General features: G+C 69.7%; 30 protein-coding genes and 3 pseudogenes. 21 read left to right on the forward strand and 12 right to left on the reverse strand.

Annotated features, from left to right (window positions below):
• Positions 1 to 344 precede the first annotated feature (344 nt).
• Positions 345 to 752 carry a MerR family transcriptional regulator gene (locus tag OHT51_RS10955; protein WP_328878729.1) on the forward strand — a complete coding sequence of 136 codons (408 nt, stop codon included), beginning with the start codon at positions 345 to 347 and terminating at the stop codon, positions 750 to 752.
• A 76-nt stretch (positions 753 to 828) separates the two neighbouring features.
• Here OHT51_RS10955 and OHT51_RS10960 read toward each other — a convergent pair whose 3' ends face one another.
• Positions 829 to 1,176: a thioredoxin family protein gene (locus tag OHT51_RS10960; protein WP_328878730.1), complete on the reverse strand. Its 348-nt coding sequence runs from the start codon at positions 1,174 to 1,176 to the stop codon at positions 829 to 831.
• 77 nt (positions 1,177 to 1,253) lie between these two features.
• On the opposite strand from OHT51_RS10960, the gene OHT51_RS10965 reads away from it, so the two are divergent.
• From OHT51_RS10965 to OHT51_RS10975, 3 genes are all read left to right on the forward strand, one after another.
• A complete protein-coding gene (locus OHT51_RS10965; protein WP_328878731.1) occupies positions 1,254 to 1,670 on the forward strand; it encodes a heavy metal-responsive transcriptional regulator in 417 nt (138 codons plus the stop codon).
• A gap of 71 nt (positions 1,671 to 1,741) precedes the next feature.
• Positions 1,742 to 2,044, forward strand: a complete 303-nt coding sequence (locus tag OHT51_RS10970) for a DUF427 domain-containing protein (protein ID WP_328878732.1) — start codon at positions 1,742 to 1,744, stop codon at positions 2,042 to 2,044.
• On the forward strand, positions 2,041 to 2,613 hold the full coding sequence (locus OHT51_RS10975) for an SRPBCC family protein (protein WP_328878733.1): 573 nt from the start codon (positions 2,041 to 2,043) through the stop codon (positions 2,611 to 2,613). The genes OHT51_RS10970 and OHT51_RS10975 overlap by 4 nt, the downstream gene beginning before the upstream one ends.
• 13 nt (positions 2,614 to 2,626) lie before the next feature.
• Here OHT51_RS10975 and OHT51_RS10980 read toward each other — a convergent pair whose 3' ends face one another.
• Positions 2,627 to 3,226: a TetR/AcrR family transcriptional regulator gene (locus OHT51_RS10980; protein WP_328878734.1), complete on the reverse strand. Its 600-nt coding sequence runs from the start codon at positions 3,224 to 3,226 to the stop codon at positions 2,627 to 2,629.
• Between the two features lie 102 nt (positions 3,227 to 3,328).
• On the opposite strand from OHT51_RS10980, the gene OHT51_RS10985 reads away from it, so the two are divergent.
• Positions 3,329 to 3,976 (forward strand): peroxiredoxin-like family protein, encoded by a 648-nt coding sequence (locus tag OHT51_RS10985; protein WP_328878735.1) that lies wholly within the window; start codon positions 3,329 to 3,331, stop codon positions 3,974 to 3,976.
• Positions 3,977 to 4,233: 257 nt separating this feature from the next.
• Here the strand turns inward: OHT51_RS10985 and OHT51_RS10990 are convergent, their stop codons facing one another.
• On the reverse strand, positions 4,234 to 4,704 hold the full coding sequence (locus OHT51_RS10990; RefSeq protein ID WP_328878736.1) for a CDP-alcohol phosphatidyltransferase family protein: 471 nt from the start codon (positions 4,702 to 4,704) through the stop codon (positions 4,234 to 4,236).
• A gap of 448 nt (positions 4,705 to 5,152) precedes the next feature.
• On the opposite strand from OHT51_RS10990, the gene OHT51_RS10995 reads away from it, so the two are divergent.
• Genes OHT51_RS10995 through OHT51_RS11005 form a run of 3 tightly spaced genes read left to right on the forward strand, consistent with a single transcriptional unit; the run spans position 5,153 to position 8,018 of the window.
• Complete coding sequence (locus OHT51_RS10995) at positions 5,153 to 5,629, forward strand: MauE/DoxX family redox-associated membrane protein (protein WP_328878737.1); 477 nt, start codon at positions 5,153 to 5,155, stop codon at positions 5,627 to 5,629.
• Complete coding sequence (locus OHT51_RS11000; RefSeq protein WP_328878738.1) at positions 5,626 to 7,227, forward strand: radical SAM protein; 1,602 nt, start codon at positions 5,626 to 5,628, stop codon at positions 7,225 to 7,227. The genes OHT51_RS10995 and OHT51_RS11000 overlap by 4 nt, the downstream gene beginning before the upstream one ends.
• Positions 7,224 to 8,018, forward strand: coding sequence for a class I SAM-dependent methyltransferase (locus OHT51_RS11005; RefSeq protein WP_328878739.1), 795 nt, complete (start codon positions 7,224 to 7,226; stop codon positions 8,016 to 8,018). Before OHT51_RS11000 ends, OHT51_RS11005 begins: the two co-directional genes overlap by 4 nt.
• Positions 8,019 to 8,041: 23 nt before the next feature.
• On the opposite strand, the gene OHT51_RS11010 is transcribed toward OHT51_RS11005, so the two are convergent.
• Positions 8,042 to 9,112, reverse strand: a complete 1,071-nt coding sequence (locus OHT51_RS11010; protein ID WP_328878740.1) for a methyltransferase — start codon at positions 9,110 to 9,112, stop codon at positions 8,042 to 8,044.
• Positions 9,113 to 9,589: 477 nt separating this feature from the next.
• On the opposite strand from OHT51_RS11010, the gene OHT51_RS11015 reads away from it, so the two are divergent.
• The 6 genes from OHT51_RS11015 to OHT51_RS11040 all read left to right on the forward strand — a co-directional run bounded on the left by OHT51_RS11015 (position 9,590) and on the right by OHT51_RS11040 (position 12,487).
• On the forward strand, positions 9,590 to 9,736 hold the full coding sequence (locus tag OHT51_RS11015) for a hypothetical protein (protein WP_328878741.1): 147 nt from the start codon (positions 9,590 to 9,592) through the stop codon (positions 9,734 to 9,736).
• A 141-nt stretch (positions 9,737 to 9,877) separates the two neighbouring features.
• Complete coding sequence (locus OHT51_RS11020) at positions 9,878 to 10,030, forward strand: hypothetical protein (protein WP_328878742.1); 153 nt, start codon at positions 9,878 to 9,880, stop codon at positions 10,028 to 10,030.
• Positions 10,031 to 10,169: 139 nt separating this feature from the next.
• Positions 10,170 to 10,685, forward strand: coding sequence for a Crp/Fnr family transcriptional regulator (locus OHT51_RS11025; protein WP_328878743.1), 516 nt, complete (start codon positions 10,170 to 10,172; stop codon positions 10,683 to 10,685).
• On the forward strand, positions 10,679 to 10,894 hold the full coding sequence (locus tag OHT51_RS11030) for a helix-turn-helix domain-containing protein (protein WP_328878744.1): 216 nt from the start codon (positions 10,679 to 10,681) through the stop codon (positions 10,892 to 10,894). The genes OHT51_RS11025 and OHT51_RS11030 overlap by 7 nt, the downstream gene beginning before the upstream one ends.
• Before the next feature lie 95 nt (positions 10,895 to 10,989).
• On the forward strand, positions 10,990 to 11,577 hold the full coding sequence (locus tag OHT51_RS11035) for a redoxin domain-containing protein (RefSeq protein ID WP_328878745.1): 588 nt from the start codon (positions 10,990 to 10,992) through the stop codon (positions 11,575 to 11,577).
• A gap of 7 nt (positions 11,578 to 11,584) precedes the next feature.
• Entirely contained in the window at positions 11,585 to 12,487 is a 903-nt protein-coding gene (locus OHT51_RS11040; protein WP_328878746.1) for a cytochrome c biogenesis CcdA family protein, read from the forward strand.
• Positions 12,488 to 12,506: 19 nt separating this feature from the next.
• Here the strand turns inward: OHT51_RS11040 and OHT51_RS11045 are convergent, their stop codons facing one another.
• The 4 genes and pseudogenes from OHT51_RS11045 to OHT51_RS43340 all read right to left on the reverse strand — a co-directional run.
• Entirely contained in the window at positions 12,507 to 14,003 is a 1,497-nt protein-coding gene (locus tag OHT51_RS11045) for a vanadium-dependent haloperoxidase (protein ID WP_328878747.1), read from the reverse strand.
• 209 nt (positions 14,004 to 14,212) lie between these two features.
• The gene (locus OHT51_RS11050) at positions 14,213 to 14,449 is read right to left on the reverse strand and encodes a hypothetical protein (RefSeq protein WP_328878748.1); all 237 of its coding nucleotides are present in this window, start codon (positions 14,447 to 14,449) and stop codon (positions 14,213 to 14,215) included.
• A gap of 368 nt (positions 14,450 to 14,817) precedes the next feature.
• Positions 14,818 to 14,985 carry a hypothetical protein gene (locus tag OHT51_RS11055; protein ID WP_328878749.1) on the reverse strand — a complete coding sequence of 56 codons (168 nt, stop codon included), beginning with the start codon at positions 14,983 to 14,985 and terminating at the stop codon, positions 14,818 to 14,820.
• 177 nt (positions 14,986 to 15,162) lie between these two features.
• A pseudogene (locus tag OHT51_RS43340) lies at positions 15,163 to 15,459 on the reverse strand (hypothetical protein); the annotation flags it as partial.
• Positions 15,460 to 15,638: 179 nt separating this feature from the next.
• Here OHT51_RS43340 and OHT51_RS11065 point away from each other — a divergent pair.
• The 7 genes and pseudogenes from OHT51_RS11065 to OHT51_RS11095 all read left to right on the forward strand — a co-directional run bounded on the left by OHT51_RS11065 (position 15,639) and on the right by OHT51_RS11095 (position 20,740).
• Positions 15,639 to 15,830 (forward strand): hypothetical protein, encoded by a 192-nt coding sequence (locus OHT51_RS11065; protein WP_328878751.1) that lies wholly within the window; start codon positions 15,639 to 15,641, stop codon positions 15,828 to 15,830.
• A 136-nt stretch (positions 15,831 to 15,966) separates the two neighbouring features.
• Positions 15,967 to 16,335, forward strand: a complete 369-nt coding sequence (locus OHT51_RS11070; protein WP_328878752.1) for a hypothetical protein — start codon at positions 15,967 to 15,969, stop codon at positions 16,333 to 16,335.
• A gap of 315 nt (positions 16,336 to 16,650) precedes the next feature.
• A complete protein-coding gene (locus tag OHT51_RS11075; RefSeq protein ID WP_328878753.1) occupies positions 16,651 to 18,030 on the forward strand; it encodes a TrkH family potassium uptake protein in 1,380 nt (459 codons plus the stop codon).
• Positions 18,023 to 18,742: a potassium channel family protein gene (locus tag OHT51_RS11080; protein ID WP_328878754.1), complete on the forward strand. Its 720-nt coding sequence runs from the start codon at positions 18,023 to 18,025 to the stop codon at positions 18,740 to 18,742. Before OHT51_RS11075 ends, OHT51_RS11080 begins: the two co-directional genes overlap by 8 nt.
• Positions 18,743 to 18,784: 42 nt before the next feature.
• Positions 18,785 to 19,185 (forward strand): annotated as a pseudogene (locus OHT51_RS11085) (CBS domain-containing protein); the annotation flags it as partial.
• Positions 19,186 to 19,603: 418 nt separating this feature from the next.
• The gene (locus OHT51_RS11090; RefSeq protein WP_328884300.1) at positions 19,604 to 20,164 is read left to right on the forward strand and encodes a galactose oxidase early set domain-containing protein; all 561 of its coding nucleotides are present in this window, start codon (positions 19,604 to 19,606) and stop codon (positions 20,162 to 20,164) included.
• Positions 20,046 to 20,740 (forward strand): annotated as a pseudogene (locus OHT51_RS11095) (DUF4142 domain-containing protein). The gene OHT51_RS11090 and the pseudogene OHT51_RS11095 overlap by 119 nt, the downstream one beginning before the upstream one ends.
• A gap of 31 nt (positions 20,741 to 20,771) precedes the next feature.
• Here the strand turns inward: OHT51_RS11095 and OHT51_RS11100 are convergent.
• The 4 genes from OHT51_RS11100 to OHT51_RS11115 all read right to left on the reverse strand — a co-directional run bounded on the left by OHT51_RS11100 (position 20,772) and on the right by OHT51_RS11115 (position 24,199).
• Positions 20,772 to 21,488 (reverse strand): hypothetical protein, encoded by a 717-nt coding sequence (locus OHT51_RS11100; RefSeq protein ID WP_328878755.1) that lies wholly within the window; start codon positions 21,486 to 21,488, stop codon positions 20,772 to 20,774.
• Between the two features lie 252 nt (positions 21,489 to 21,740).
• A complete protein-coding gene (locus OHT51_RS11105; RefSeq protein ID WP_328878756.1) occupies positions 21,741 to 22,298 on the reverse strand; it encodes a hypothetical protein in 558 nt (185 codons plus the stop codon).
• Positions 22,299 to 22,539: 241 nt separating this feature from the next.
• Positions 22,540 to 23,076, reverse strand: a complete 537-nt coding sequence (locus OHT51_RS11110; RefSeq protein WP_328878757.1) for a MarR family winged helix-turn-helix transcriptional regulator — start codon at positions 23,074 to 23,076, stop codon at positions 22,540 to 22,542.
• Between the two features lie 34 nt (positions 23,077 to 23,110).
• Positions 23,111 to 24,199 (reverse strand): PP2C family protein-serine/threonine phosphatase, encoded by a 1,089-nt coding sequence (locus OHT51_RS11115; protein WP_328878758.1) that lies wholly within the window; start codon positions 24,197 to 24,199, stop codon positions 23,111 to 23,113.
• Positions 24,200 to 24,278: the final 79 nt, after the last annotated feature.

The following is a 24,278-nucleotide window of genomic DNA, read 5'->3' on the forward strand; positions in this document are numbered from 1 at the left end:
ACGGTCCTCCACGAAGTCCGCGAGCGGTGCGGACCGAAGTCAGGGGGCGGCAGCGAAGCGACCCACGAGGGAATCGAGTGCTGCTCGGGGGCGAAGGCTCACGGCGGGCAGACAGCGGCGACGCCGGGCATCACGGACATGCGCACGCTCTCTCCTGCGGACAACGGTCCTCGCCGGGGGCTTCGTCGGCCCCGACACGGCTGATGGTCACGGGACGGCATCCCGCACCACGGTAACCGGCACGGCAGGCAGCCGCCCCAAACCGACGCAACTCTACCCTAACGTTAGAGTAGAGATTACTGCGGCCGCCCCGGCCGCAGTAAGAGACAAGGAAGGCACCCCGCGTGAGCAGCGAGCACATGCAGATCGGCGAGGTCGCCGCACGGACCGAACTGTCGCTGCGCACCATCCGGCACTACGAGGAGACCGGCCTCGTCATCCCCTCTGCCCGCTCCCAGGGCGGCTTCCGCCTCTACACCGAGGCCGACGTCGCCCGCCTGATGGTCATCCGCCGAATGAAGCCGCTCGGCTTCACTCTTGAGCAGATGCGTGACCTGCTTGAGGCCACCGACCGTCTCGACAGCGACCAGCTGACGTCGGACGAGCGAACGGAACTGCTGGAGCGTATCCGCCGGTACGAGCAGGGCGCGACGGAGCAGGTGGAGAGGCTGCGTGTCCAGTTGGCACGGGCCGAGGAGTTCGCGGGGACACTACGCGGGCGCCTGGCGCGGGGCCGGCACGCCGGGGCGTAAGGAGCGCGGACGGAGGCGGCCGACCCCTTTACGCGCGCGGCACCGTGCCCGTCACATCGCTTCTTCACATGGCACCTCACTCCTCCCCGTGCGGCTCGGCCAAGCCGCTCGCCGCCAACGCCCGTCGCAGCTCTGCGACGGAGGGGGCGCCGTCGGTCGTGCCGTCGCCGTGGTGATAAAGCCTGCACGACAGGCTTGGCCGGAGGTCCTCATGGGTGAACGGGTCGGAGCCGTCCACCAGCACGGTGGGCGAGCCGTTCATCCCCCGCAGTGCGACCTCTTCCGCATCTGCCACTTCTACCCAGTCCACCGGCACCGCCCGGCCCGCGAGGGCAGCGGCGATCCGCTCGCGCATGACCGGCGCGTTCGGGCAGTCTGGAACCGTCAGCACTGTGATCCGTACGTCGGCGTCCCTCGGGTTCATGGCGCGACACCTCCTGGCTGCTTGTGGGGACCGTAGACCTTCCAGCGCACTGGAAGGTCAAGGGCTAGCCTGAAGGCATGCTTATCGGCGACCTCGCCGCCACCAGCGGGCTGACCACGAAGGCAATCCGCTTCTACGAGCAAGCCGGGCTACTGCCGGAGCCACCCCGTACCCCGGGCGGCTACCGCGACTACCCGGAGCGGACCACGCAGCGCCTCGCGTTCATCCGCGACGCCCAGGGCGCCGGGCTCACCCTCGCCGAGATCCGTTCCGTCCTGGCGCTGCGCGACGCCGGAGCCTCCCCCTGCACACACGTCACAGCGCTTATCGACCGACACCTCGCCGACATCGACCGGCGCCTGGCCGAACTGCGCGAGACCCGCACCGCGTTGCGCGCACTGGCCGAACGGGCGGCCGCAACCGACCCGGCCGAGTGCACGGACGCCGACATCTGCCGCATCCTGGTCGGGACGAACAGTGAGCGCCGTTACTGAGCCGCACTCCCGCTCGCGCGTAGCGTTCCGGAGATGAGGGACCTGCCCCGCGCATGACGAGGAGCCCAGTAATGCTGCGCGCAGTATGGAACGGCACCGTGATCGCGGAAGCCCCGCGCACCGTGATCGTCGAGGGCAACCACTGCTTCCCACCCGAAGCGCTGCACCGCGAGTACTCAACCGAGACCCGCAGCCGGTCGCTGTGCTTCTGGAAGGAGCTCGCCCGCTACTACACCGTCACGGTCAGCGGGCGGACCAACCGGAACGCGGCCTGGTACTACCCGCACCCGAGCCCGCTCGCCCGCCGGATCAAGAACCACGTCGCGTTCTGGCAGGGCGTGACGGTCGAGGGCGAGCCGGAGGGCACGTCGTGAGCGGCCGCCGACTGGTCCGCACGGCGGCCTGGGCGGCGACCGCGGCGGTCGCGACGGTCGGCGGATATGCCGGGTTGGTCAGCGGGGCACTGCCCGTCGACCTCGGCGTGGGCCGACGCGTCAGACCACTCGGGCCGCAGACCCTGGACATCGCGGCGCCCAGGGACGTCGTCTTCGACGTGATCGCCCAGCCGTACCTGGGGCGCGCCACCCGGGCCATGCAGGAGAAGGTGCGGGTACTGGAGCGCGGCAGCGACATGGTGCTGGCTGCCCACGTCACGCCAACAGGCGGGCGGTGGAAGGCGGTGACGGTGGAGACCGTGCGGTTCAGTCGGCCCGAGCGCGTCGGCTTCCGCCTCGTGCGCGGTCCGGTCCCGTACGTCGTCGAGACGTTCGCCCTGACCGAACTGCCCACGGGCACCCGCCTGTTGTACGAAGGGGAGCTGGGCACCGATCTGTGGCGGGCCGGAGCCTGGTGGGGTGAGAAGGTGGCCGCCCGCTGGGAGGCGGCCGTCGCCGGATCCCTCGCCGTGGTCAAGGAGGAGGCGGAGCGCAGGGCCCGGCGCTGACCGGCGAGAGCCGTCAGGGAGCCGCCGGGCCACCGAGCGAGGCGAGGGCTGCGGTCACCGTCCTGCCCAGGTCGCGTGCGTCCGCTCCGGCACGGGACCGCAGGTTGACGCCGTAGGCGAGCAGCGCCAGCAGGTCGGCGCAGGCATCGGGGTCGCAGCCGGCGGCGAGCTGTCCCTGGCCATGGGCGGTGACGAGCGCCGCGTACATCGCGTCCCGCAGCTCCTGGTGATGCCGGTCCAGTACGGCGCGCACCTCGGGATCACCGTGCTCGGCCCCGGCATGCGCGTTGGAGACCATGCAGCCCCAGCGGGCGTACTCGCCCGAGCAGCGCGCCTCGATCAGGCCGGCGAAGAACTCGGCGATGGCGGGCAGCCCCCGCTCGTCCTCCGCGAGGCGCCGGAACATCGGCTGAGACCTGTGCTCCATGTAACGCCGTAGCGCGGCGAGGTAGAGCTCCTGCTTGCCGCCGAACGTGGCGTACAGGCTGGAGCGGTTGAGCCCGGTCGCGGTGACGACGTCCTGGATACCGGTGGAGGCCACGCCCTGCCGCCAGAACAACCGCACCACGGCCTCCAGGGCCGTGTCCGGGTCGAAGTGCTTGATATCCGGCATGCCTCACCCGCCATCTCGAAACGAGGGTTCCAGGATACTTCCGCCGCCACTATCTTGGAACGGTCGTTCCGAGTTGAGCCGTGACCCAGGAGGACCATCGCCATGCCCCTCAACGCCGAGCTGCGCTCCTTCTACGAAGCCCGCCAGCAGCAGATCCCCGCCGAGATACGCGAGATCATGCGCCGGGCGGGACAGGAACTGGCCGACTCCGGCCAGGCCGACCACGCCCTGACCGTCGGCGCTCAGGCCCCCCGCTTCACCCTCCCCACGGCGACCGGACAAACCCTGTCCCTGGACGACCTGCTGGCCGAGGGCCCCGTCGTACTGACGTTCTACCGGGGTGCCTGGTGCCCGTACTGCAACCTCGCCCTGCGCGCTCTCCAGCAGCACCACGCCACCATCACCGCACGCGGCGCGCACCTGGTCGCCGTATCCCCGCAGATCCCCGACGAGTCCCTGACCCTGACCGAGAAACACGACCTGGCCTTCGACGTCCTCAGCGACCTCGGCTCCGACACCGCCAAGCAGTACGGCCTCGCCTTCGACCTCCCCGACGACCTCGCTGCCGTCTACGACAAGCTCGGCTTCGACCTCCAGCGCACCAACGGCGGCCACCCGCGCACCCTCCCCCTGCCCGCCACCTACGTCATCGACCGCACCGGCACCATCCGCTGGGCCTTCGTCGACACCGACTACACCCGCCGCGCCGAACCCTCCGACATCCTCGCCGCCCTCGACGCCCTGGACTGACCGGCATCGGTCAAAGCACGAGCGTGAGCGGGTCCGCATGCGCTGTGCGCGTCCGTCCTTCCTCCGCGGGAGGACGGACGCGGGAAGGTCTTCATCGGCACCGTGATCGGATCCCGGAGGGGCAAACCGCCCGCCGCGCAGTCGGCCGCCTCGCGGCCGAGCGAACTCGCTGAGCAGGCATTCCGGCCCGTTCGGCCTCCCGCCGCGCGCCGTCCGCATTACCGGTGCCTGCGGGCCTGCGACGAGCCGAAGGGGGATCAGTCAGGGGACGTGGCAGCTCTGGGACCGCGGCGCAGAACGTGCCGCACGGCGACCACGGCCTGCATCGCGGCGGCCGGACGCAACAGCGCCGGCCGGGGCCTGTCGGGCATCCTGCCGCGACGGATACCGAAGGCGGTGACCGCAACCACGGGCACGATCCATGCCGCGAGCGCCGCGGCCCGCACCACACGGCTGGGGTCGTGCCGCAGTACGAGCCAGGTCCAGAAGGCGGCGTCGGCGAGGGAGTCGGCGTTGTCACCGAACGGGGACACGGTGCCCTGGCGGCGGGCCAAGCGGCCGTCGGCCACGTCGAGGGCGATCGCCAGCAGGCCCGACCAGCGGCTCCCCCCGAGGGCGGTGGCGGGGAGATTGCCTCGCAGTATGGTGATCACATCAGCCCCGGAGAGCTGGTCGCGCTTCTCCAGCAGGCCCAGATGCAGGACGGTGAGAGTCCAGCTGGTGGCCACCCACGTCCGGGCTCCGGGGCCTCGGGCGGGCGTGAACAGTAGCCCGTGCAGGGCGCCAGCCTGCACGAACGCACATGGATGCCGGGTCGCCTGCCGCAGTGACCGGTGCGCGGCCATACGCAGGAAGCACCCGACGGCACCCGGTCTCCACCGACCGTTGCGGAGTATCTCCAGCAAGGCGTCGGTCGCCGCACGGCTGTCAGCGAGCTCGTATACGGGTACGGACACGGCGTTGCGGTCCTTCCTCGTGCCCGACGTGTGCTGATCTCACCGTAGGCGACCGTCCCGGCGGGGGAACGTGAGCACGCACACCGATCCGCGCGCCGGTCGGCGTCGTGTCCGATCATGAGGCGCCGCGATGTCGACGGGCCTGGCAGGTTCGAGGCCCGGCAGACTCGGTGAGCGCGCTTACAGTTCCCGGCTGCTGTACAGCCGTAGCGTCGTGGGCATGGTGCTACGGCTCGCGCTGGGCGCGATCTACACGGCGATGGGGATCGGTCAGCTCGCCTCTCTGGGCGAGATGCCGGCCATCCTCGGCGCGTACGGCCTGGCGCACGGTGCCGCCGCGACGCTGCTGACCGTGTCCTTGATTGTCGGCGAGTTGGTGTGCGGGGTGTGGTTCCTTGCCCGGCCGAGGTCGACGGCGATCGCTCCAGTGTGGGTGTACACGGCCGTGTCACTCGTGTGGAGCGGGCTGGCTGTGCAGGCATTCGTGCGCGGGCTGACGGTGGTCAACTGCGGCTGTTTCGGGAGCTACCTGGCCCAGCGGCTCGGCTGGTTCGTACTGGTCCAGGACGCGCTGGCCCTGCTGTATGCCGCCTTGCTGCTGCGCGGCGCCCGCCGATCTCGTGCCCGGCCCGCCCGGCACGAGAGCACCGGTGACCAGACGTACGACCACGGCGAAGCGAAGGCGAGGAGACGATGACGGTGAACCATCCGGCACGACCGGTCACGTCGGCGGCGAGAGACGGCAGCCCAGCGAAGCAGGACCGGGAGGAGGTGTTCATCGAGTTCACCAAGTCGATCTGCCCGATGTGCAAGGCGCCCGTCGACGCGCAGGTCAACATCCGCGAGAGCAAGGTCTATCTGCGTAAACGCTGCCGCGAGCACGGCGAGTTCGAGGCGCTGGTGTACGGGGACGCCGAGGAATACCTGTCGTCGGCCCGCTTCAACAAGCCCGGCACCATCCCTCTCACCTTCCAGACCGAGGTACGAGACGGCTGCCCGTCGGACTGCGGGCTGTGCCCGGAGCACAAGCAGCACGCCTGCCTGGGGATCATCGAGGTCAACACCGGCTGCAACCTGGACTGCCCGATCTGTTTCGCCGACTCCGGGCACCAGCCGGACGGTTACTCGATCACCCATGAGCAGTGCGAGCGGATGCTCGACACTTTCGTCGCCTCCGAGGGCGAGGCGGAGGTGGTGATGTTCTCCGGTGGGGAACCCACCATCCACAAGCACATCCTCGACTTCATCGACCTCGCCCAGGACCGCCCCATCAAGAACGTCACCCTCAACACCAACGGCATCCGCCTCGCCACCGACAAGAACTTCGTCGCCGAACTCGGCAAGCGCAATCAGGTGTCGGGCAAGTCGGTGAACATCTACCTGCAGTTCGACGGCTTCGACGAACGCACACACCTGGAGATCCGGGGCCGTGACCTGCGGACGTTCAAGCAGCGGGCCCTGGACAACTGCGCCGAGGCCGCGCTGACCGTCACCCTGGTCGCCGCTGTCGAACGCGGCCTGAACGAGCACGAACTCGGGGCGATCATCGAGTACGGCATCGACCACCCCGCCGTCCGCTCGGTGGCGTTCCAGCCGGTCACCCACTCCGGCCGGCATGTGGAGTTCGACCCGCTGAACCGGCTCACCAACCCTGACGTCATCAAGCTCATCAACGCCCAGCGCCCGCAGTGGTTCGCCAAGGGCGACTTCTTCCCCGTGCCCTGCTGCTTCCCCACCTGCCGCGCCGTCACCTACCTCCTCGTGGACGGCGAACCGGGCAACCGCAGGGTCGTACCCGTCCCCCGCCTGCTGAACGTCGAGGACTACCTCGACTACGTCACCAACCGCGTCCTGCCGGAGGCCGACATCCGCGAGGCGCTGGAGAAACTCTGGTCCGCCTCCGCGTTCATGGGCACCGCCACTACCGAAGCGAAGCTCCGCGCCACCGCCGAAGCCCTGGACTGCGCAGACGCCTGCGGCATCGACCTGCCCACCGCCGTACGGGACCTGAACGACAAGGCGTTCATGATCGTCGTACAGGACTTCCAGGACCCCTACACCCTCAACGTCAAGCAGCTGATGAAGTGCTGCGTCGAGGAGATCACTCCCGACGGGCGGCTGATTCCGTTCTGCGCCTACAACTCCGTCGGCTACCGCGAGCAAGTCCGGGCCCAGATGTCGGGCGTGCCGGTCGCGGACGTGGCGCCGAACGCACTGCCGCTCGCGGACCGGCTCACCCCGACTCCGTACGGCTCGAAGACCGTCCGTACCCAGGCGGAGGGGGAGCGGTCATGAACAGCGACGAGGTCAAAGCCTGCTGTGCCGACGCCTACGCAAAAGATGTCGTCGCCCTCCTGCTCGGCGACTCCTACCACCCCGGCGGCACCGCCCTGACCCGCCGCCTCACCGACCACCTCCACCTGACCGCGGACAGCCGGGTCCTGGACGTGGCCTCGGGCCGGGGCACCACCGCGCTCCTGATCGCCGACGCCTACGGGGTGCGCGTGGACGGCGTGGACTACTCCCCCGCCAACACCGCCCTCGCCCAAGGAGCCGCCCAGGCGGCGGGATTGGCGGAGCGCGCTGTCTTCACCACCGGTGACGCGGAACACCTGCCCTACCCGGACGGCGCGTTCGACGCGGTGGTGTGCGAGTGCGCGCTGTGCACCTTCCCCGACAAGGCGAAGGCCGCCGCAGAGTTCGCCCGGGTCCTGAAACCCGGCGGCCGTGTCGGCATCACCGACGTCACCGTCACCACCGACCGGCTGCCGCCCCAACTCTCCACGCCCGCCGCGCGGATCGCCTGCGTCGCCGATGCCCGGACGCCGGCCGAGTACGCCGGGATCCTGGCCGAGGCAGGGCTGCGTACCTTGCGCACCGAGCGCCACGACCAAGCAATGCTCCGCATGATCGACCAGATCGAGGCCCGGCTGAACCTGCTCCGGCTGACCGCGGCGGACCGGCTCGCCGCTTCCGGTCTGGACATCGACGCGGCCCCGGCCGTCCTGGCCGCGGCCCGCACCGCCGTTTCGGACAGCACCCTCGGCTACGCCCTCCTCGTCGCGGAGAAGTCCTCCGCACCGTAGGCACGCTCGCCTGCGGTTCCGAGCTACGGCTTGATGTCGTAGAGGACGTTGAACGGGTCATCCGCCGTGGACCGGGCCACGCCGCTGAAGCCTGCTTCGGCGCACAGACTGCGTACGACCGCCTCGGGCATACCGCACGTTCCCAGGGCGGCACCGCCGCTCGCGAGAGACGTGGTCATGCAGTAGAACATGCTGAACCCATAGAACATCGATGCCACGGGGCCCACGTTGTCCTCTGGGCGATCCTGGCAGTTGACCTCGAGCATCAGGTAGTCGCCGTCGTCCTTGACCGCAGCCCTGATGGCGGCAAGGAGCCGCTGCGGTTCCGCCGCGTCGTGGATGACGTCGAAGGTGGTGACGAGGTCGTAGCGCCCCGGAAGCCCCTGGACGACATCGACCGTCTCGAAGGTCACCCGGTCGGCGACACCGGCTTCCTCCGCTTTCGCCCGGGCGCGTGCCACCTGACCCGGGAAATTGTCGAACCCCGTGAAACGGGAGCGGGGGAACTTCTGGGCGAGCACGATCAGGGCACGGCCAGCACCGCAGCCCACGTCCGCGACGTCAACGCCCCGCTCCAGCCTTTCAACGACATGAGGGAAGGTGCTCAGCCAGTCATCGACCATCACGCTCTCGAACCAGCTGCCGGTGAAACGGCTCATGCCGTCCCACAGAATGTCCGGATACTCGCTCTGCCGTACGCCTCCGCCGCTCCGGAACGCCTCGACCAGTCGTTCATACGGTGCCATCGCGGCGGGCATCATCTGATATACGCCGCCGAGGAACATGGGGCCCGATTCGTCGGCCAGGGCGGGGGCGTGCTCGGCGGGAAGCTCAAAGCGCCCGGGCTCCGGCTCCTCCAGATAGCCCGCAGCGGTGAGACCGCGCAGCCACTCGCGGACGTAACGCTCGTTCAGGTCCAGGCGCTCGGCCAGCTCCTGGCTGCTGACAGGGCCGTTGGCCGCCAGGTCCTTGAACAGTCCCAGCCGGTCACCCAGATGGCACAGACCGATGATCATCGTCCCGCTGATGTCCCCGAGAGCCTTCTCCATGAAGGCTTCGACCCTTGCCTCGTCCAATTCTTGCTGTGCCGTCACTGTGTCCCTCCTGGCCAAGCACGGTGGCGGGGTGCGACCGTGCTTGGCCAGCGAAGCACCGGGGTGCTCTCTGGTGTCACCGCCACGACGGACGGGGGCGGCTCGGGCCGGTTCACCTCACCCGATCCGAGCATCTGACGCACATCCTGGAAGTGGCGGCAGCAGACGCTGGCACTGGCACTGGCAACAGCAGCCGACAAGTCTGCCCGCGCGCTGCCGGCATCCTCCTGCCCGGCGAGGGCGCATCCAGCGACGCCGCCGGGCCACCTGGATGCTGTCCCGGCACGACAGGACGTGGATCGTCGCCACGTAACCAACTGCCCCACGAACACGCCGACCCGTACGTAAACGCCCTCACATACGTGTACATGCCCCGCGTCCTAGCGTCAGCGACGAGAGCGGAAACCACCGCAAGAGGAGGACGATCATCATGGCCACAACCCTGCGTGTTTCCCCGAGCACGGCCGCTGTCCCGGGGTGCACGCGGTATGGGGCGCCGCGTCCGGTCTGGTCGGCGGCGTGGGCATGGGCATCTGGATGTCGGTGTCCACGCCCATGGCGGACACCGCGATGATCACCAAGGTCGCGGGTCTTCTCGGCTCCACGAACGCCTTCGCCGGGTAGCTGATCCACCTGGCCATCGCACTCTTCGCCGGTATCACCTTTGGTGCGCTGCTCGGCCAGTTCGCCCAGCGCCTCGCGCCTGCCGTAGTCCTCGGCCTGGCCTACGGCGCGGTGTGGTGGACTGTCGGCGCCCTGTGGATCATGCCCGCCAACATGGGCATGCCCGTCTTCGAGTGGAACGACGTCACCTCCTCCAGCCTCGGCGCCCACCTCGTCGACGGACTCCTGGCCGGAGTCACCTTCTCGACCCTCGCCCTGCTGGCGGGCAAGCGGACCGGCCGGGCCGCGGGATGACACCGATACCACCGGAGTCACCGCCTGGTCCCGGCGCGCCGCTCCGCGTTGCTGAACCTCTCCTCGGTGCCCCGCCAGCCCGGCGTGGGGCACCGCACCCCCGCCCTGGGCACCAGGCCGACGCGAGGAACCACACCACATGAACCACACCGGTGACGAGGCCGAGAAGACCTGGTGCATCTCCGGGGTCGACATCTTCCGCGACTTGAATGAGGCGGAGATGGACGCCATCGCCGCTGCGGCCCCGATGAAGACCCACAGCGCCGGCGAACTGGTCTACTCGCCCTCCCAGCCCTCCGAGGTGCTGTTCATCCTCAAGCAGGGACGGGTGCGCATCTTCCGGGTCTCCGCCGACGGCCGTGCCCTGACCTGCGCGATCATCAGCCCCGGCACCATCTTCGGCGAGATGGTGCTGCTCGGGCAGCGGATGTACGACAACTTCGCCGAGGCCCTCGACGACGTCACCGTCTGCATGATGAGCCGTGCCGACGTCAACCGCTTCCTGTTGTCCGACGCCCGGATCTCCGCCTGCATCACCGAGATCCTCGGCCGCCGCCTGACCGACCTCGAACAGCGCCTGTCCGACAGCGTCTTCAAGTCCGTCCCGCTGGGGGTACCTCCCGCTTGCGGGGGAGCATCGCCACCACCTTGCTGACGCTCGCAGCCGAGACCCGGCCCAGGGTGCTCGGCGCCCGCAGCCCGCAGGCCGCGCTCACTCACCAGCAAATCGCCGCCCTGGCCGGCACGTCCCGCGAGACGTGCACCAAGGTGCTGCGCGACTTCGCCGACCAGCACCTGATCCGCCTGGCTCGGGGCCGCATCACCGTCCTCGACGCAGAGCGGCTCGCCGACCACGCGGGCTGACGTCACCGAACCGTAAGCACCCACTCCAGCCCAGACCGCGCGCCGCCCGCCTACAGTTCAGCCAGCCGACCCCGACCACCAGGAGCTGTCCCATCATGCGTGCCCGCACTCTGCTCCCGGCCGTCCTGGCCGCCGCCCTGCTCACCGTGACCGGGTGCGGCTCCGACGGTGGTACCGACTCCGGCAGCGACGTCCAGGGCGCACCGCCTAAGACGGCGTCTTCCGCCCCTGGGTCCACTACCTCGGACGAGAGCCGGGGCGACAGCGGGGCGCAGGTCCCCGAGGCCCTGAACTTCACCGGCACCACGGTGGACGGCAAACCCTTCGACGCCAAGGCCCTCGCGGGCAAGCCAACCGTGCTGTGGTTCTGGGCCCCGTGGTGCCCCAAGTGCCGCGCCCAGGCCGCCGAGACCGCCAAGGTCGCCGCCGACTACCAGGGCAAGGCCAATGTCCTCGGCGTCGCGGGCCTCGACAAGAACACCGCCATGAAGGACTTCGTCTCCCAGACCGGAACCGACGGCTTCCCCCACCTCTCCGACGAGGCGGGCGACGTATGGAAGCGGTTCGCCGTCACCGAGCAGAGCCGCTACGTCATCCTCGACAAGGACGGCAGGACCGTCTACGAGGGCGTGCTGCCCGCAGGCGAGGGGCTGGCCGAGAAGGTCGCCGGGCTCACCGGCTGAACGCGCCATGGCCGACCTGCCCCTGGCTCTCGCGCTCAGCGCGGGCATGCTCGCCGCCGTCAACCCGTGCGGCTTCGCCCTGCTCCCGGCCTACCTGTCGCTGCTCGTCCTCGGCGACGACTCTCCCAGCCGTACGGTCGCAGTCGGACGGGCGCTGACCGCCACCGCGGCGATGACGGTCGGATTCGCCGCGCTCTTCGGCATGTTCGGCCTGGCCGTCCAGCCCGTCGCGGGCCAGGTCCAGGAGCATCTGCCCTGGTTCACCATCGCCTTCGGGCTCCTCATGGCGGTGGCCGGCGCCTGGCTGCTCGCGGGTCGTCAACTGCCCACCCTGGCCCCGAAGCTGCGCCGCGCGCCGACCGTGACGCGCTCGCTTCCTTCGATGGCGCTGTTCGGCATGGCGTACGCGACGGCCTCCCTGGGCTGCACCATCGCCCCGTTCCTGGCCATCGTCGTCTCCGCCTTCCGCAGCGGCTCGACCGGCGAGGGTATCGCCCTGTTCGCCGCGTACGCCGGCGGGATGGGCCTGATCGTCGGCGCCGCCTCGCTGACCGTCGCCCTCACCCGCGCCACCGCTGTCACCCGCCTGCGCCGCCTCGGCGCGATCGCGCCCCGGCTCGGCGGGGCACTTCTCCTGTGTGTGGGCGCGTACGTCGCGTACTACGGCTGGTACGAGATCCGCGTCCAGCGCGATCCCACGCTCCAGGACCCGGTCATCGACGCGGCCGGAGCCGTTCAGCGCGGCATCGCCGAGGTCCTGGACGCCACCGGCCCCGCAGTGATCGCTCTCCTCTTCGCGGGCCTGTTCATCGCGGCTGTGGCGCTCGTCCGCTTCCGGCGGGCCCGAGGGGCCCGCCGGTCACCCGGTGCGGACACCGGTGCGCGGTCGACGCCCAGCCCCAGCCCCTGAACGCGGGGCGATCGAGAGGTCAGACGGTCATGGTGGTGCCGTCGAAGCGGCTGAGGGTGAACACGGCGTCCTCCAGGGTCGACTCCTTGGCCTCGCGCAGCACGCCGATGGCAACCTCCTCGCCCAGCCGGACCGCCGCGGTGTAGTCGGTGCGCCAATGCACACCGGCCATGTTGCGGCCGGTGGCGATGTTGGCGGCGACCTTGTTGAGCTCGCCGCCGACGGTGAGCCGGTCGGCGTCCGGACCGGCGTACGGCTCCAGGACGGTGCCGTCGGTGCTGGGCACGACCGGGTCGGGCAGGACGTGCGATTCGTCGAACCACGCCTTGAGGATGGTCACACACGCACCGGCCACCGTGGCATGTCCGGAGCCGTACGAGGGATGGGTCGGGCTGCCCTCGGGGAACGCCTGCGGCAGCAGGTAGCTGCCGTACTTCTCGAAGACCCGCTTGACGGCGACGGAGTCCAGCACCCCGCCGTCGATGGGGTACTCGCGCTGCCCGCGCAGCTGCTGATGGACCCGGCCGCCGAACTCCTCCGGCCGCAGCCGCCGGTGCACGTACCACTTCTGGAACCACACCGACTTCAGTGCACGCGTGGCCACCTCGGTGACGAGCGAGAGGATGTGCGGGCCGCCGTACGTCCCGAAGCCGATCTGGTTGCGTGAGAAGTTGTACGGGTTGCCCGGATCCGCCGGCGCTTTCAGGTCGAGCAGGATGAGGGCGGCGTTGAGGTACGCCTCGTACAGCGCGTCGAAGTGCACGTAGTGCGCCAGGTCGCGCGGGGTCTGGATGTACCGCCGGGTGGCGAAGTCCCGCTCGTCGGGCTCGGGTTCGGAGCCGTTCTGCACCTCCAGCCAGTCGCCCCAGGTGGTCAGGTGGTCGACCGGGCGGACCAGGGTGTCCTGCCGCTGCGGGATCAGCAGTGTGCCGTACGGGATGTCCTTGAGCAGGAACTGCGAGAGATACGGCCCCACCAGGTCGCCCCGGGTGTCGCCGCGAAAGATGGTCTGCGGGGTCACCTGGCCGTTCTGCTTGGGCGCCCGGAAGTCCTCAAGACCGCCCAGTTCGGTGGCCGCCTCGGCGACCAGTTCGCTGTCGCCGAACCGAGTGAACAGCACGTCACGGCACAGCGCCATCCAGTACAGCTCAACCGCCTCGGCGGAGTTCTGCGCGCTGTCGATACGCGGCGCGGGCGGGATGGCCAGAACTTGAGCGTCCGGGCCCTGCGGGTCGAAGGCCAGTCCGGCCTGCGGGTTGACCAGTTTTCGGGTGTCGCCGAGCGGGATGCGCTCGAAGTCCTCGTAAGCGCCGGTGGCCAGGGCCCGGCGGAGCAGGTTGTAGGCGGCCGGGTCGACCTCTCCGTACTTGTTGTGCGGCAGCGCCTTGGAGTAAGTGCAGACGAAGGGGTGGTCGCTCTCCTCTCCGTTGGCGGTGTGGACCGGTACGTGGCGCTGGAACTCGGCCTCGGCGGCCCGGATCCGCGCATCGCGCGCGGCAAAACGACGGTCACTCATACGAATCCCCCGTGTTCCCCCGTGAGTTGTGCGTGGAATCGCACTCCTTACCCCATGAGACGCCCGAGCGCGTAGGACTGTTGTGAGAACACGGGCAATCAAGAGGATTTGCACATATGTAGCGTGAACCTCCGCCTCCATATCAGACCGGGCAGACAGCGACGGCCGTGCGCGACGTCGAAGCGGTCGCGCCCGTCTGTCGGGGGTTCTCAGTCCCGGACCGAACCGGGTGGGCCGCCGAGCAGCAGTGGCAACACGCTGGGCATCTCGGCCACCGGTACCTCGATCAGCGAGCGGCCGGGTTCGCTGAGGCGGTCCTTGAGCGCCCCGGCGAGCCGTGCCGGGTGGTCGGCCCGGACTGCGCGCGCCGAAAACGACTCGGCAAGGCGCGCGAAGTTGGGTCCGGTCAGGTCGCTGCCGGTGAACCGGCCCTCGACTGCCAGCACATTCAGGTCTGCGGGACTGCCGCGGCGAGAGCCACCTGAGCCGTCACCTCCGCCTGTCGCCGCCCCGTCGCTTCCTGAGGCTGTAGCTGACGAGCCCTGCGCCTAGGAGAGGGCCGATGCCGGGGGCCCAGAGCTGGACGAGCGCATCAGGCCCCCACAGACACCCCAGGACGAGCGCCGTCGCGTTGATCGCGATCGCTAGGCCCCACATCACCGCGGCCTGCGTCCGCGGTGGAATCCCCCGCATTTTCACTGGTGTGCATGCTCTCTGCCTCAGCCCGGCTGCCGGGCCGAAGTGACACGGCCGGGGGCGGGCTGTCGAACGCCCGTCCCCGTCCCCGATCTCCGTCAGAACCTGATGCGGCGGGTCAGCCGGCTCGCCGTTCGAAGCCCCAGGCCAGCAGTGCCGCCCCGGTGGCGATCCAGAAGCCCGGTGCGCCCGCCTGCGCGTCCTCCACGAAAGTCACCGCCGTCGCGATGACCGCCACGGTGGCCGCGGTGGCAAACAGCAGAAGGGATGCCGCTCTTCTTCTCATCTCGCCCTTTCTCGCTTCTCGTTGGTCGGTGGGAATCCTCAGCATCGGCCCCGCCACGGGTAGGCGTAGTTGCCCCAGGGGTAGCTGGGGAATCCCCACCGGTGTTTGACGCGTGCTCCGCCACGAATCGTCAGGCACTGGCCCCGGTTACGGGCGTTCGTGGCGAGGAGTTGGATCGTTGCGGCTGCCGCCGAAGACCGGGTCGGTCGAGAGGAAGCGGCCGGTCTCCGGGTTGTACAGGCGAACACCCATCAGCAGGGCGCCGGTTGTCGTCTCCGTCGAGCGTTGCTCGGCGCCCAGCCAGCCCTAGCGGACGCCCTCCGTGCCGGCGCGCCGATTGCCGTACTCGTCGGCGCTCAGCGCTGTCGGCGCCACCGATGTGTCGAGCGGCAGCAGGTTGACGTCCCCGTGCAGGTTGGTGAGCTGGAGGACCACGGTGCCCGATGCGCCCGTCGTCGCCGAGTGCCGCCCGGCGCCCAGGAGTGACACCGGAACGGTCATGGGACGGGACTCCGGCTGTCAGCAGGCCAACCCCAACCGGCCATCACGTCGCTTCAGCCGCGTGGCGGCCTACAGGACCCTTGCCCAGGGTCCCCATCAGATGCGCCGGGAAGCCTGGTCGGCAGTCGGCCGCCCCTGACCTGGAGCCCCAGATGCCAGACCCCCTCTCCCGCCTCCGGCGCCTCGTGCGACGTCACCGAGTCGACGACAACGTCGCCGGTACCGGTCATGTCGTCGTACGGCTCTCCGGGGAAATCACCGCCCGGAACGCCGAGCGCGTCGCCGAGCGGCTGCGCCAGGCCCCAGGCCGTGGCGCCGAGACCGTCGACTTGGATGCGGCATGACCGGTGCGAGGACCGGAGCACCATGGCACAATGCAAAGACGCTCCGCGTCCGGCGTCCGCCAGAGGCCGCAGACAGAGCTGGTGCGCCGGGAAGCCTGGTCGGCATGGGTTTGTCCGCGCGACGAGGGGGCCGAGCGTGTCCGCCATCGAGATCGCACTGAGCCGGGCGATGAGCCTCGACGGAGCGCGCGGTGCCGCGGTCGTCGACTACGTCAGCCGCATGTCTCTCGGCACCTCCGGCCAACCGGACGGCCTCGACCTGAACCGGGCGGTCCACGGGGACACCGATGTCGTGCGCGCCAAGCTGGCCGCCCTCCAGCTGATCGGCTACGCGCCGGAGCGGATGGAAGACATCGTGGTCACCCTGGACACGGAGTACCACGTCATCCGACCTTTGACCCGTCGCGCCCACGAAGGGCTATTCCTCTTGCTGGTCCTGGACCGAGGAGGCGCCGATCTCGACGCCGTGCGCAAGGAGCTGCGCTGCATCGAAACGCTGCTGTGAGACTGCCGGATCGAGCCGTCCGGGCCAGCTGTCACTCACGTTCACGCAGGAACCGCTGCCGGTAGACGTGGGTCCGGCGCCGCGACCGCCACCGTCACCGTCACCTCGAGCAATGGTGCACGGTCGTAATCAGGTCGCGCACTGCCGGATCCGAGAAGCCTTCATCAGGGTTCGTATTCCGGTCGACTGCGCTGCCGCGCGGGTGACGTTCCTTCAGCCACCTGCACGGGTAAGGTGTGCCGCCGGAATCCTGACGGGCCCTTGACACCGGTGCGTGCGAAGCACGGGGTTGGAGGCGGAACGGAAACGGCGGCGATGGCGGGACTGGTGGCATGGGCCCGGAAGGGGTCGTCGCTGCTTGCCGCGCACCCCGCCCGTGCCGTGGTCGTGGCGTTCGCCGTCGTGGTGCTGGCGGGTGCTGTGGTGTTGTCGCTGCCGTTCGCCGCTGAGGACGGCTCCGCGACCGGGTTCGTGACGGCGCTGTTCACCTCTACCTCGGCCGTGTGCGTCACCGGTCTGGCCGTGGTGGATACGGGAACGTACTGGAGCGGCTTCGGCGAGGGCGTCATCCTCGTGCTGATCCAGGTCGGCGGCTTCGGCATCATGACCATGGCGTCGCTGCTGGCGTTGCTCGTCTCGGGACGCCTGCGACTCCGTATGCAGCTGACGGCGCAGGCCGAGACGAAGAGCCTCGGCATCGGGGACGTGCGCCGGGTGCTGCTGGGCGTCGCGGGCACCACTCTGATCGTCGAACTCGCCGTCGGGGCAGTGCTGGCGCTGCGCTTCCGGTACGGGTACGGCGAGGACTTCGGCAGTTCCGTGTACCTGGGCTACTTCCACGCCGTGTCCGCGTTCAACAACGCCGGGTTCGGACTGCACGCCGACAGCCTCACCCGCTACGCTCAGGACGCCTGGGTCACCCTCCCGATCGCGGCCGCCGTGATCCTCGGCGGCATCGGCTTCCCGGTGCTGCTGGAGCTGCTGCGCCACCGCCATCGGCGGCGTACGACCGGACGCCGCAACTGGACGCTGCACACGAAGCTCACGCTGATCACCACCGCCGTCCTGCTGGCTGCCGGGACCGTGCTCACCTGTCTCCTGGAGTGGTCGAACCCCGGCACACTCGGCCCCCACACCGCGGAAGGAAAGATCCTCGACGGGTTCTTCCACTCCGCGATGTCACGCACCGCCGGCTTCAACTCCCTCGACATCGGCGCGCTGCACGCCTCGACGCTGCTGATGACCTGCGTGCTGATGTTCATCGGCGGCGGCAGCGCCGGAACGGCCGGCGGTATCAAGGTCACCACCTTCGCGGTCCTGCTCGCCGCGATCATCGCCGAGGTGCGCGGCGAGCCCAACTCCGCGGTCCTGGGCCGCCGTCTCGCCCCGCATGCACTGCGCCAGGCACTGACCGTGGCGCTCCTCGGCGTCGGCCTGGTCATCGCCTCCACGCTGGCCCTGCTCTCCCTCACCGAAGAGCGGTTGGAGGTCGTGCTGTTCGAGGTCGTATCCGCCTTCGCCACGGTGGGCCTGTCCACCGGCATCACCGCCGACCTCCCGACGGTCGGCCAACTGCTGCTGATCGGGCTGATGTTCATCGGCCGACTCGGCCCGATCACTCTCGTCTCGGCCCTCGCCCTGCGCGAGCGCACCCGCCGCTACGAACTGCCCGAGGAGCGACCTGTCATTGGTTAACTACCTACGCAACCTGCGCGAACGGCGCCACAAGCGCCGCTCCGAGCCCCAAACCCGGGGCGAAGACCAGCGGGTCGCCGTCATCGGCCTGGGCCGCTTCGGCCTGTCCCTGGCCAACGAGCTGGTGCGACGCGGCTGGGACGTCCTCGGCATCGACACCGACGCCCGCCTGGTGCAGAAGTACAGCGACGACCTCACGCACGCCGCTGTCGCCGACTGCACCGACGCAGAGGCGCTGCGCCAGCTCGGCGTCCACGAGTTCACCAGCGCCGTCGTCGCCATCGGCACCGACATCGAAGCGAGCATCCTGGTCAGCTCCAACCTGCTGGAGGCCGAGGTCCCCAACATCTGGGCCAAGGCCATCAGCCGCCAGCACGGCCGGATCCTCGAACGCCTCGGCGTCCACCACGTCGTCCTGCCCGAGCACGAGATGGGCGAACGCGTGGCCCACCTGGTCACCGGCCGCATGCTGGACTTCATCGAGTTCGACGACGACTACGCCCTGGTCAAGACCGTCGCCCCGGACATCGCCACCGGCGTCCCCCTCGGCCAGAGCCATGTCCGCAGCAGATTCGGCGTCACCGTCGTCGGCATCAAACGCCCCGGCGAGGACTTCACCTACGCCACCGCCGAGACCGTCGTCCGGAAGGGCGACGTCATCGTCGTCACCGGCAAGACCCACGCGGTGGAGACCTTCGCCGGGCTCGGCTGAGTCCCTTCGAGTCCGGAAGCCACATACCTAACCTGCACCCAAGGCGCCCGGATCGGTGCCCAGCACGTCGGCGCCGTGATGGAGCCCCTTCCCTCGCCGCTGCCGTCGTCCACCACGCTGTCCGACGCGGCAGATCGCTGAGCCTGTCCGGCCACGGCGCGCTCCCGATGGTCGACGCCACCAGGAAGTACGTCGGCGTAATCACCGCCCAGGCGGTCGCCGAGGCACTCGTGGAACAACCCCAGACCGCACCCGTCCGGGTCGGGCAACTCGTCGAGCCGCCCGCACCCGTGACCGCGGACCAGCCGCTCGCAGAGGCTCTCCACGCCCTGCTCTACCCCGCGGGCACCGGGATGCCGGTCCTCGACGCCGAGCACGGCGAGCCCGTCGGCCGGCTCAGCCACCAGAACGCCCTGCGCGCCGTGCACACACCGACCGCGTAGTGCCGGGCACCCCGGCAACGGCGTTCCCACACGGACACCAAGGCGGGTCTGGGAAGGGGCATATACGGCATCGTCATGACCGTGGACAAGCACGCCCGTTCTCCGCCGTCCACCGGCTCGGCGGCGAGCGCGTGCCCTCCCCCTTGCAGTCGCCACAGTGCCCCGCCTGCGAGAGCCACAAGATTCGCATCCTGGGACCGGGGCGCGCGGCGTCCGCCGACCTGCACGAGACATGAAACCGGTGCGCCTGATCACTTCTCTGCACTTGAGTCAACCGCACGGCGACAAGGCCAACTCCCGCCCGGGCCGCCCCGAGTAACGGGTCGAAGTCTTCTCCCCGCCCTACCTCCACCGCGGCGACCGCCCGGACCTGACACCCAGCGGCAGAACGGAGGTCGAGCACGGCAGCGAGGTCGTCCTGCGCACCTCCGACCCCACCCGCATCAGCCGCGTACGGCTCATCCGCCCCGGATCCGCGACCCACGTCACGGACTTCGACCAGCGCTCCGTGGCCCTCGACATCACCCGGCGCGCCGACGGCACGCTCACCGTGCGCGTGCCCGAAGACCCGTCGCTCGTCCCACCCGGCTGGTACATGGTCGTTGCCGTCGATGAACACGGTGTACCGTCCCCGCCGTCTGGGTGCACGTGTTCCTGTGAGACACAGCCTGCGCATACCAACCCTGCGGGACGCACCGGAGTCAGCACAGCGCAGTACAGCAGAGTGCAAAATTTACCCAGTGCAATGATTGGTTCGGTCCGCGCGTCCGTACTTCCTGGCAAACAGCCCTCTCACGCCAGGAGGCCCCATGCCCCTCTCCCGCAACACGATCGCCACTGTCTTCGTGGGCGGCGCACTGGTGCTCACCCTTTCCGCGCTCGCCTACCCCGCCATGCTCGGTGTAGAGAACACGGCGACGAACACATCCCGGATCATCGCGAACACCCAGTACGGGCCGCTGACCGAGGCCGACCGTGACTTCGTGGTCAAGGTCCGTGCGGCGGGGCTTTGGGAGTACCCGTTGGGGGAGATGGCGATGGAGCGGGGCACTACGGAGCAGATGAAGGAGGCCGGCGAGCACCTGGTCGTCGGCCATGCCGGGCTCGATGCGATGTGCCGCAAGATCGCCCCAGAGCTGATCGTCACCCTGCCGAACCAGGCCAGCCCACAGCAGCAGCAGTTCGTGGCGACAGTGGACTCCAAGGGCGGCAAGGAGTTCGACTCCACCGCGGTGAGCATCATGCGCGTCACCCACGGCCAGATCTTCCCGACCATCGCCAAGATCCGCGCCACCACCGAGAACACCCTCGTGCGCCAACTGGCCGACCTGGCCAACGACACGGTCCTGGACCACATCACGGTCCTGGAGAACACCGGCCTGGTCACTACGACCAGGTCAACTTCCAGCAGACCACCCCACCCAAGCTCCCCAAGGACCAGCTGACCCCGCCCGCACCCCAGCCCGGTGCACCGTTGGTCGCCCTCACCCCCCGACCGGACCTGGACGTCAACACCAGCTCCCCGACACCCACACCCAGCCCGACCGGCGAATGATCAGCGAGGAAGCGGCTGGGGCGCCGCCCTGTCACGATTCGACAGCGGAGGCCGGTGGGAGGGCAGACACTGCGCGGGAGAGCCGGTAGGAGCGTACGACCGCGACGAGGCACGCGGCGACGAGAGCAGCGGCCCAGCCACCCAGATCACGAAGAAAGCCCGACCGGGACGCTCCGGCCTCCACGCCGCGCGGTGGCACGCGACCTTTCGAGTCATACACGACGGCAAGCGCGTCTCCGGGCCGGGTGGTCTCTCCGCAGCCGCGCCAGATACGGACCTTCAGAGGCATGCCGTCACGGTCGGCCACCGAGCAGAGATAGCGGCCGCGGTCGGAGACGGCTCCCGGTCCGCCCTCGACCGAGGTCACCACGACGGACTCCACACGCCCCCGCTCCGCCAGCACCAGACCCACGGCCGCTTGAGGCGCGTGCAGCGCCAGGCAGACTCCGAGCACCGCCACGATGCCGACCAGCGCACGCCCTGCCCGTACTACGCACAGGTAGATGGCGAGCGCCACGGCGCACACCAGGCCCCCCTCGCCGTCCGCCAGCCCGGGAACCCCGTACCAGGCACCGGCAACCGTGGCCCCGACGATCGCCCCCACTCCGACGCACCCGGCAGCGAGTCCTTCCATTGCCAGCCACCGCGGCGGCAGGCCGATGAACTCAGCGGGCCCCCACACCGTGCTCCGCAGATGCGCCATCAGGTGCCGTTCCGGCGCGGGCAGGGCGCGATGCCGTCTGCTCACGTACGTCACCCCTCCCAGCGCTTGTCCGTGCCGCCATCCTGGTGTGACAGGCGGACGGCCCGCGCGCCGTCGGCCGGACGCGGACACATGGCCCGTTTTTGCCGGGATCGGGCAGCGGACCCACCTGTACATTTCCCTTGCATTATGCAAAACGAGTCTGGCGGAGATAAGTGCGGCTCGAAGTCTGGCGGCGCCCCGAGGGACCTCGGCGTGAGCCGACAGCGTCCGCCCACCAGTTCGCGACACATCTGGTCACCGCCGGTTGGCATTCGGCGCGGCGGCCACGAGGACCAGAAAGCCGCCCATGGTGTGGAAGAGGGCGGCTCCGGAAGCGAAGTTACGAGCCTGGGCCTTGGCAGCCTCGTGGTACTCGGCTGCCGTGAGCACGACCCGCTCGCTGTGCAGCGTCGTGTTGTTCCACCGGGTGTAGTAGTGGTTACCTTGCTCGTCGGTCTTGGTGTCCCGCGCCTCGCCCCCGGCTGTCATGGCCAGTAGCACCGCCGCGAACATCACGACGTAGGAGCACTTCAGACCGGTCGGCAGGCTCCATGCGAACCGGGCCATCCGGCCGCCGTTGTTCCTGCCGAGCAGGCTTCTGCCGCCCTCGGAAAACAGGACCCGAAGCAGGGCAACGCCGAAGACCGGGAAGATCGCGACGAACATGATACCGACGGCTCCAAACGGGACCTTGTTCGGACCTGGCAGCAAGGTTGCCGTCGCGAGCAGTAGCGAGAGCACACTCAGGACCCAGGCCAGCGCAAAGTGAACACGGTCGACGCGAGGCAGCCCGGACAACTCCACCTGATCCATGCGTCACTCCTCCCCCTGTGTGCCGTTGCCTGCGCTCCGACGGCAACCCGTGCAGCATCGCGTGACTCTGCGGCGGGCGGAAGGTCCCGATCCGGCAGCCCGCAGAGGCGAATCCTGCTAGGTCCGGGCAACCAGGCGGCATCCCGTGCATCCGCACCGCCGGCAGCCTCCGGCAGCCAGCCGCCCTCTGGGGTCGCCGGCGACAGGAACACCCGTGCCGGGAAATGCCGGGGCGATGCTGTCAGGCGTCGCGGACCACCGGGAGGTCCGCCGCCCAGCCCAGCGGATGCGGCTCCGCGTCGTCCAGCGCCGGGGCGAGGGGCTCTCCCCCGGCCTCGTTGAAGGCGGCCAGCGCCGCGATGAGCGCCAGCCGCTGCGTCGGAGTCAGCCGTTCGACGATCGTGGCGATCTCGGCGCGACGCCGGGCGGTGACGTCCTCGACCGTGCGTCGGCCTTCCTCGGTGAGCTGCAGTAGGGTCTCGCGGCGGTTGGCGGGATTGGCCTGCCGGTCCGCGAGCCCGGCCGCGATCAGCCGGTCGACCATACGCATCGCGGTGGACGGCGCCACCTGGAGCAGGTCGGCGAGCGCGACCAGCTTGGTGGCACCGCGCGTGGACAGGACGACAAGCATTCTGAACTGCGGGAGCGTCACCCGCTCCTCGACCGCGGCGAGGGAGCGAGCGGAAACGGCCACCAGCAACCGGGACGCGGTCAGCACCGCACGCGTCACCGCGTCAACATCGTCCATCGCCCCCGCAGGGGTCTCGCGCTCCGGCATGTGTCCTTTCTACCGTGCCGAAGTCCCTGCTCACTCACACGATGGGAACAGATTTTCCTTCCCCATGACCGTGGTAACGCAGCAGGAGCATCGCGGCGTCGTCGTGGGGCGGCCCGATGGCATGCTGGGCAAGGTCCGCGCGCAGCGCCTCCAGCGCGCGGTGCGCGTCGGCATCCTTCAGCAGGTGCGCCCGTTCGCCGAGCGGATAGAAACGGCCGTCTTCGTCGCGGGCCTCGGTGACACCGTCGGTGTACAGCAGGAGCTGCTCGCCGGGGACGAAGTCCACCCGATGAGGCTTGGGGCCCTCGCTCCCGTGCGCGCCCAGCCCCAGCGGAAGGGCGTAGGCGGGCGGCCGCGGGAAGTCGACCATGCCGTCCCGGCGTAGGACGATCGGGGCCGGGTGGCCATAGTTGAGGAAGACGGCCTCGTGTCGTGCGCCGATCTCCGCGAGGATCGCGGTGACGAACTTCTCGCCCTCCAGTTCCCGGGCCACGCTGCGTTCCAGGCGCTCGCCGAGCCTCACCAGGTCCGGCTCGTCGTGGGCGGCCTCCCGGAAGGCACCGAGCACCACGGCCGCCGTCTCCACCGCGGCCAGGCCCTTGCCCTGCACATCACCCACGATCACCCGGACGCCGTGCGGCGAGGCCACCACCTCGTACAGATCCCCGCCGATGCGGGCCTCCGCGACGGCCGAGGTGTACGAAACGGCCGCCTGCAGCGGGCCGGCGGTCAGCGGGACCGGCCGCAGCAACACTCGCTGGGCGACCTCCGCGATCGACCGCACGCTGGCCAGCTCCCCCTCGCGGCGCGAGCGCATGACAGCCGCCGCGATGCCGACGCCGGTGACGCCGGCCACCGAGGCCAGTGCGGTGAACCCTCTTCTTTCCTCGAACAGCCCGTCGTACAGCCCGAGCGCCACGCACAGCACCAACGCCACGAGCCCGAACACGGCCGTACGACGCCACCCCCCGACCAGCCCGGAGAACGCCGGACCGAGAGACACCAACGGCAGGAACCCGACCCCCGGCCCGGCCACGACGTCCATCACTGCGACCACCGCCATCACCACCGCCGGCATCCAGGACAGCACGGTCCAGCTCGATGGCGGCTTCCGGTCAGTCATGACGTACTCCAACGGTGTCACGGCACTCGAGAGCCGCCCGTCGTCCCCGCAGGCGCCCCTACCCCACCTTTAGACTATG

This window comes from Streptomyces sp. NBC_00299, assembly GCF_036173045.1.
GTDB lineage: Bacteria > Actinomycetota > Actinomycetes > Streptomycetales > Streptomycetaceae > Streptomyces > Streptomyces machairae.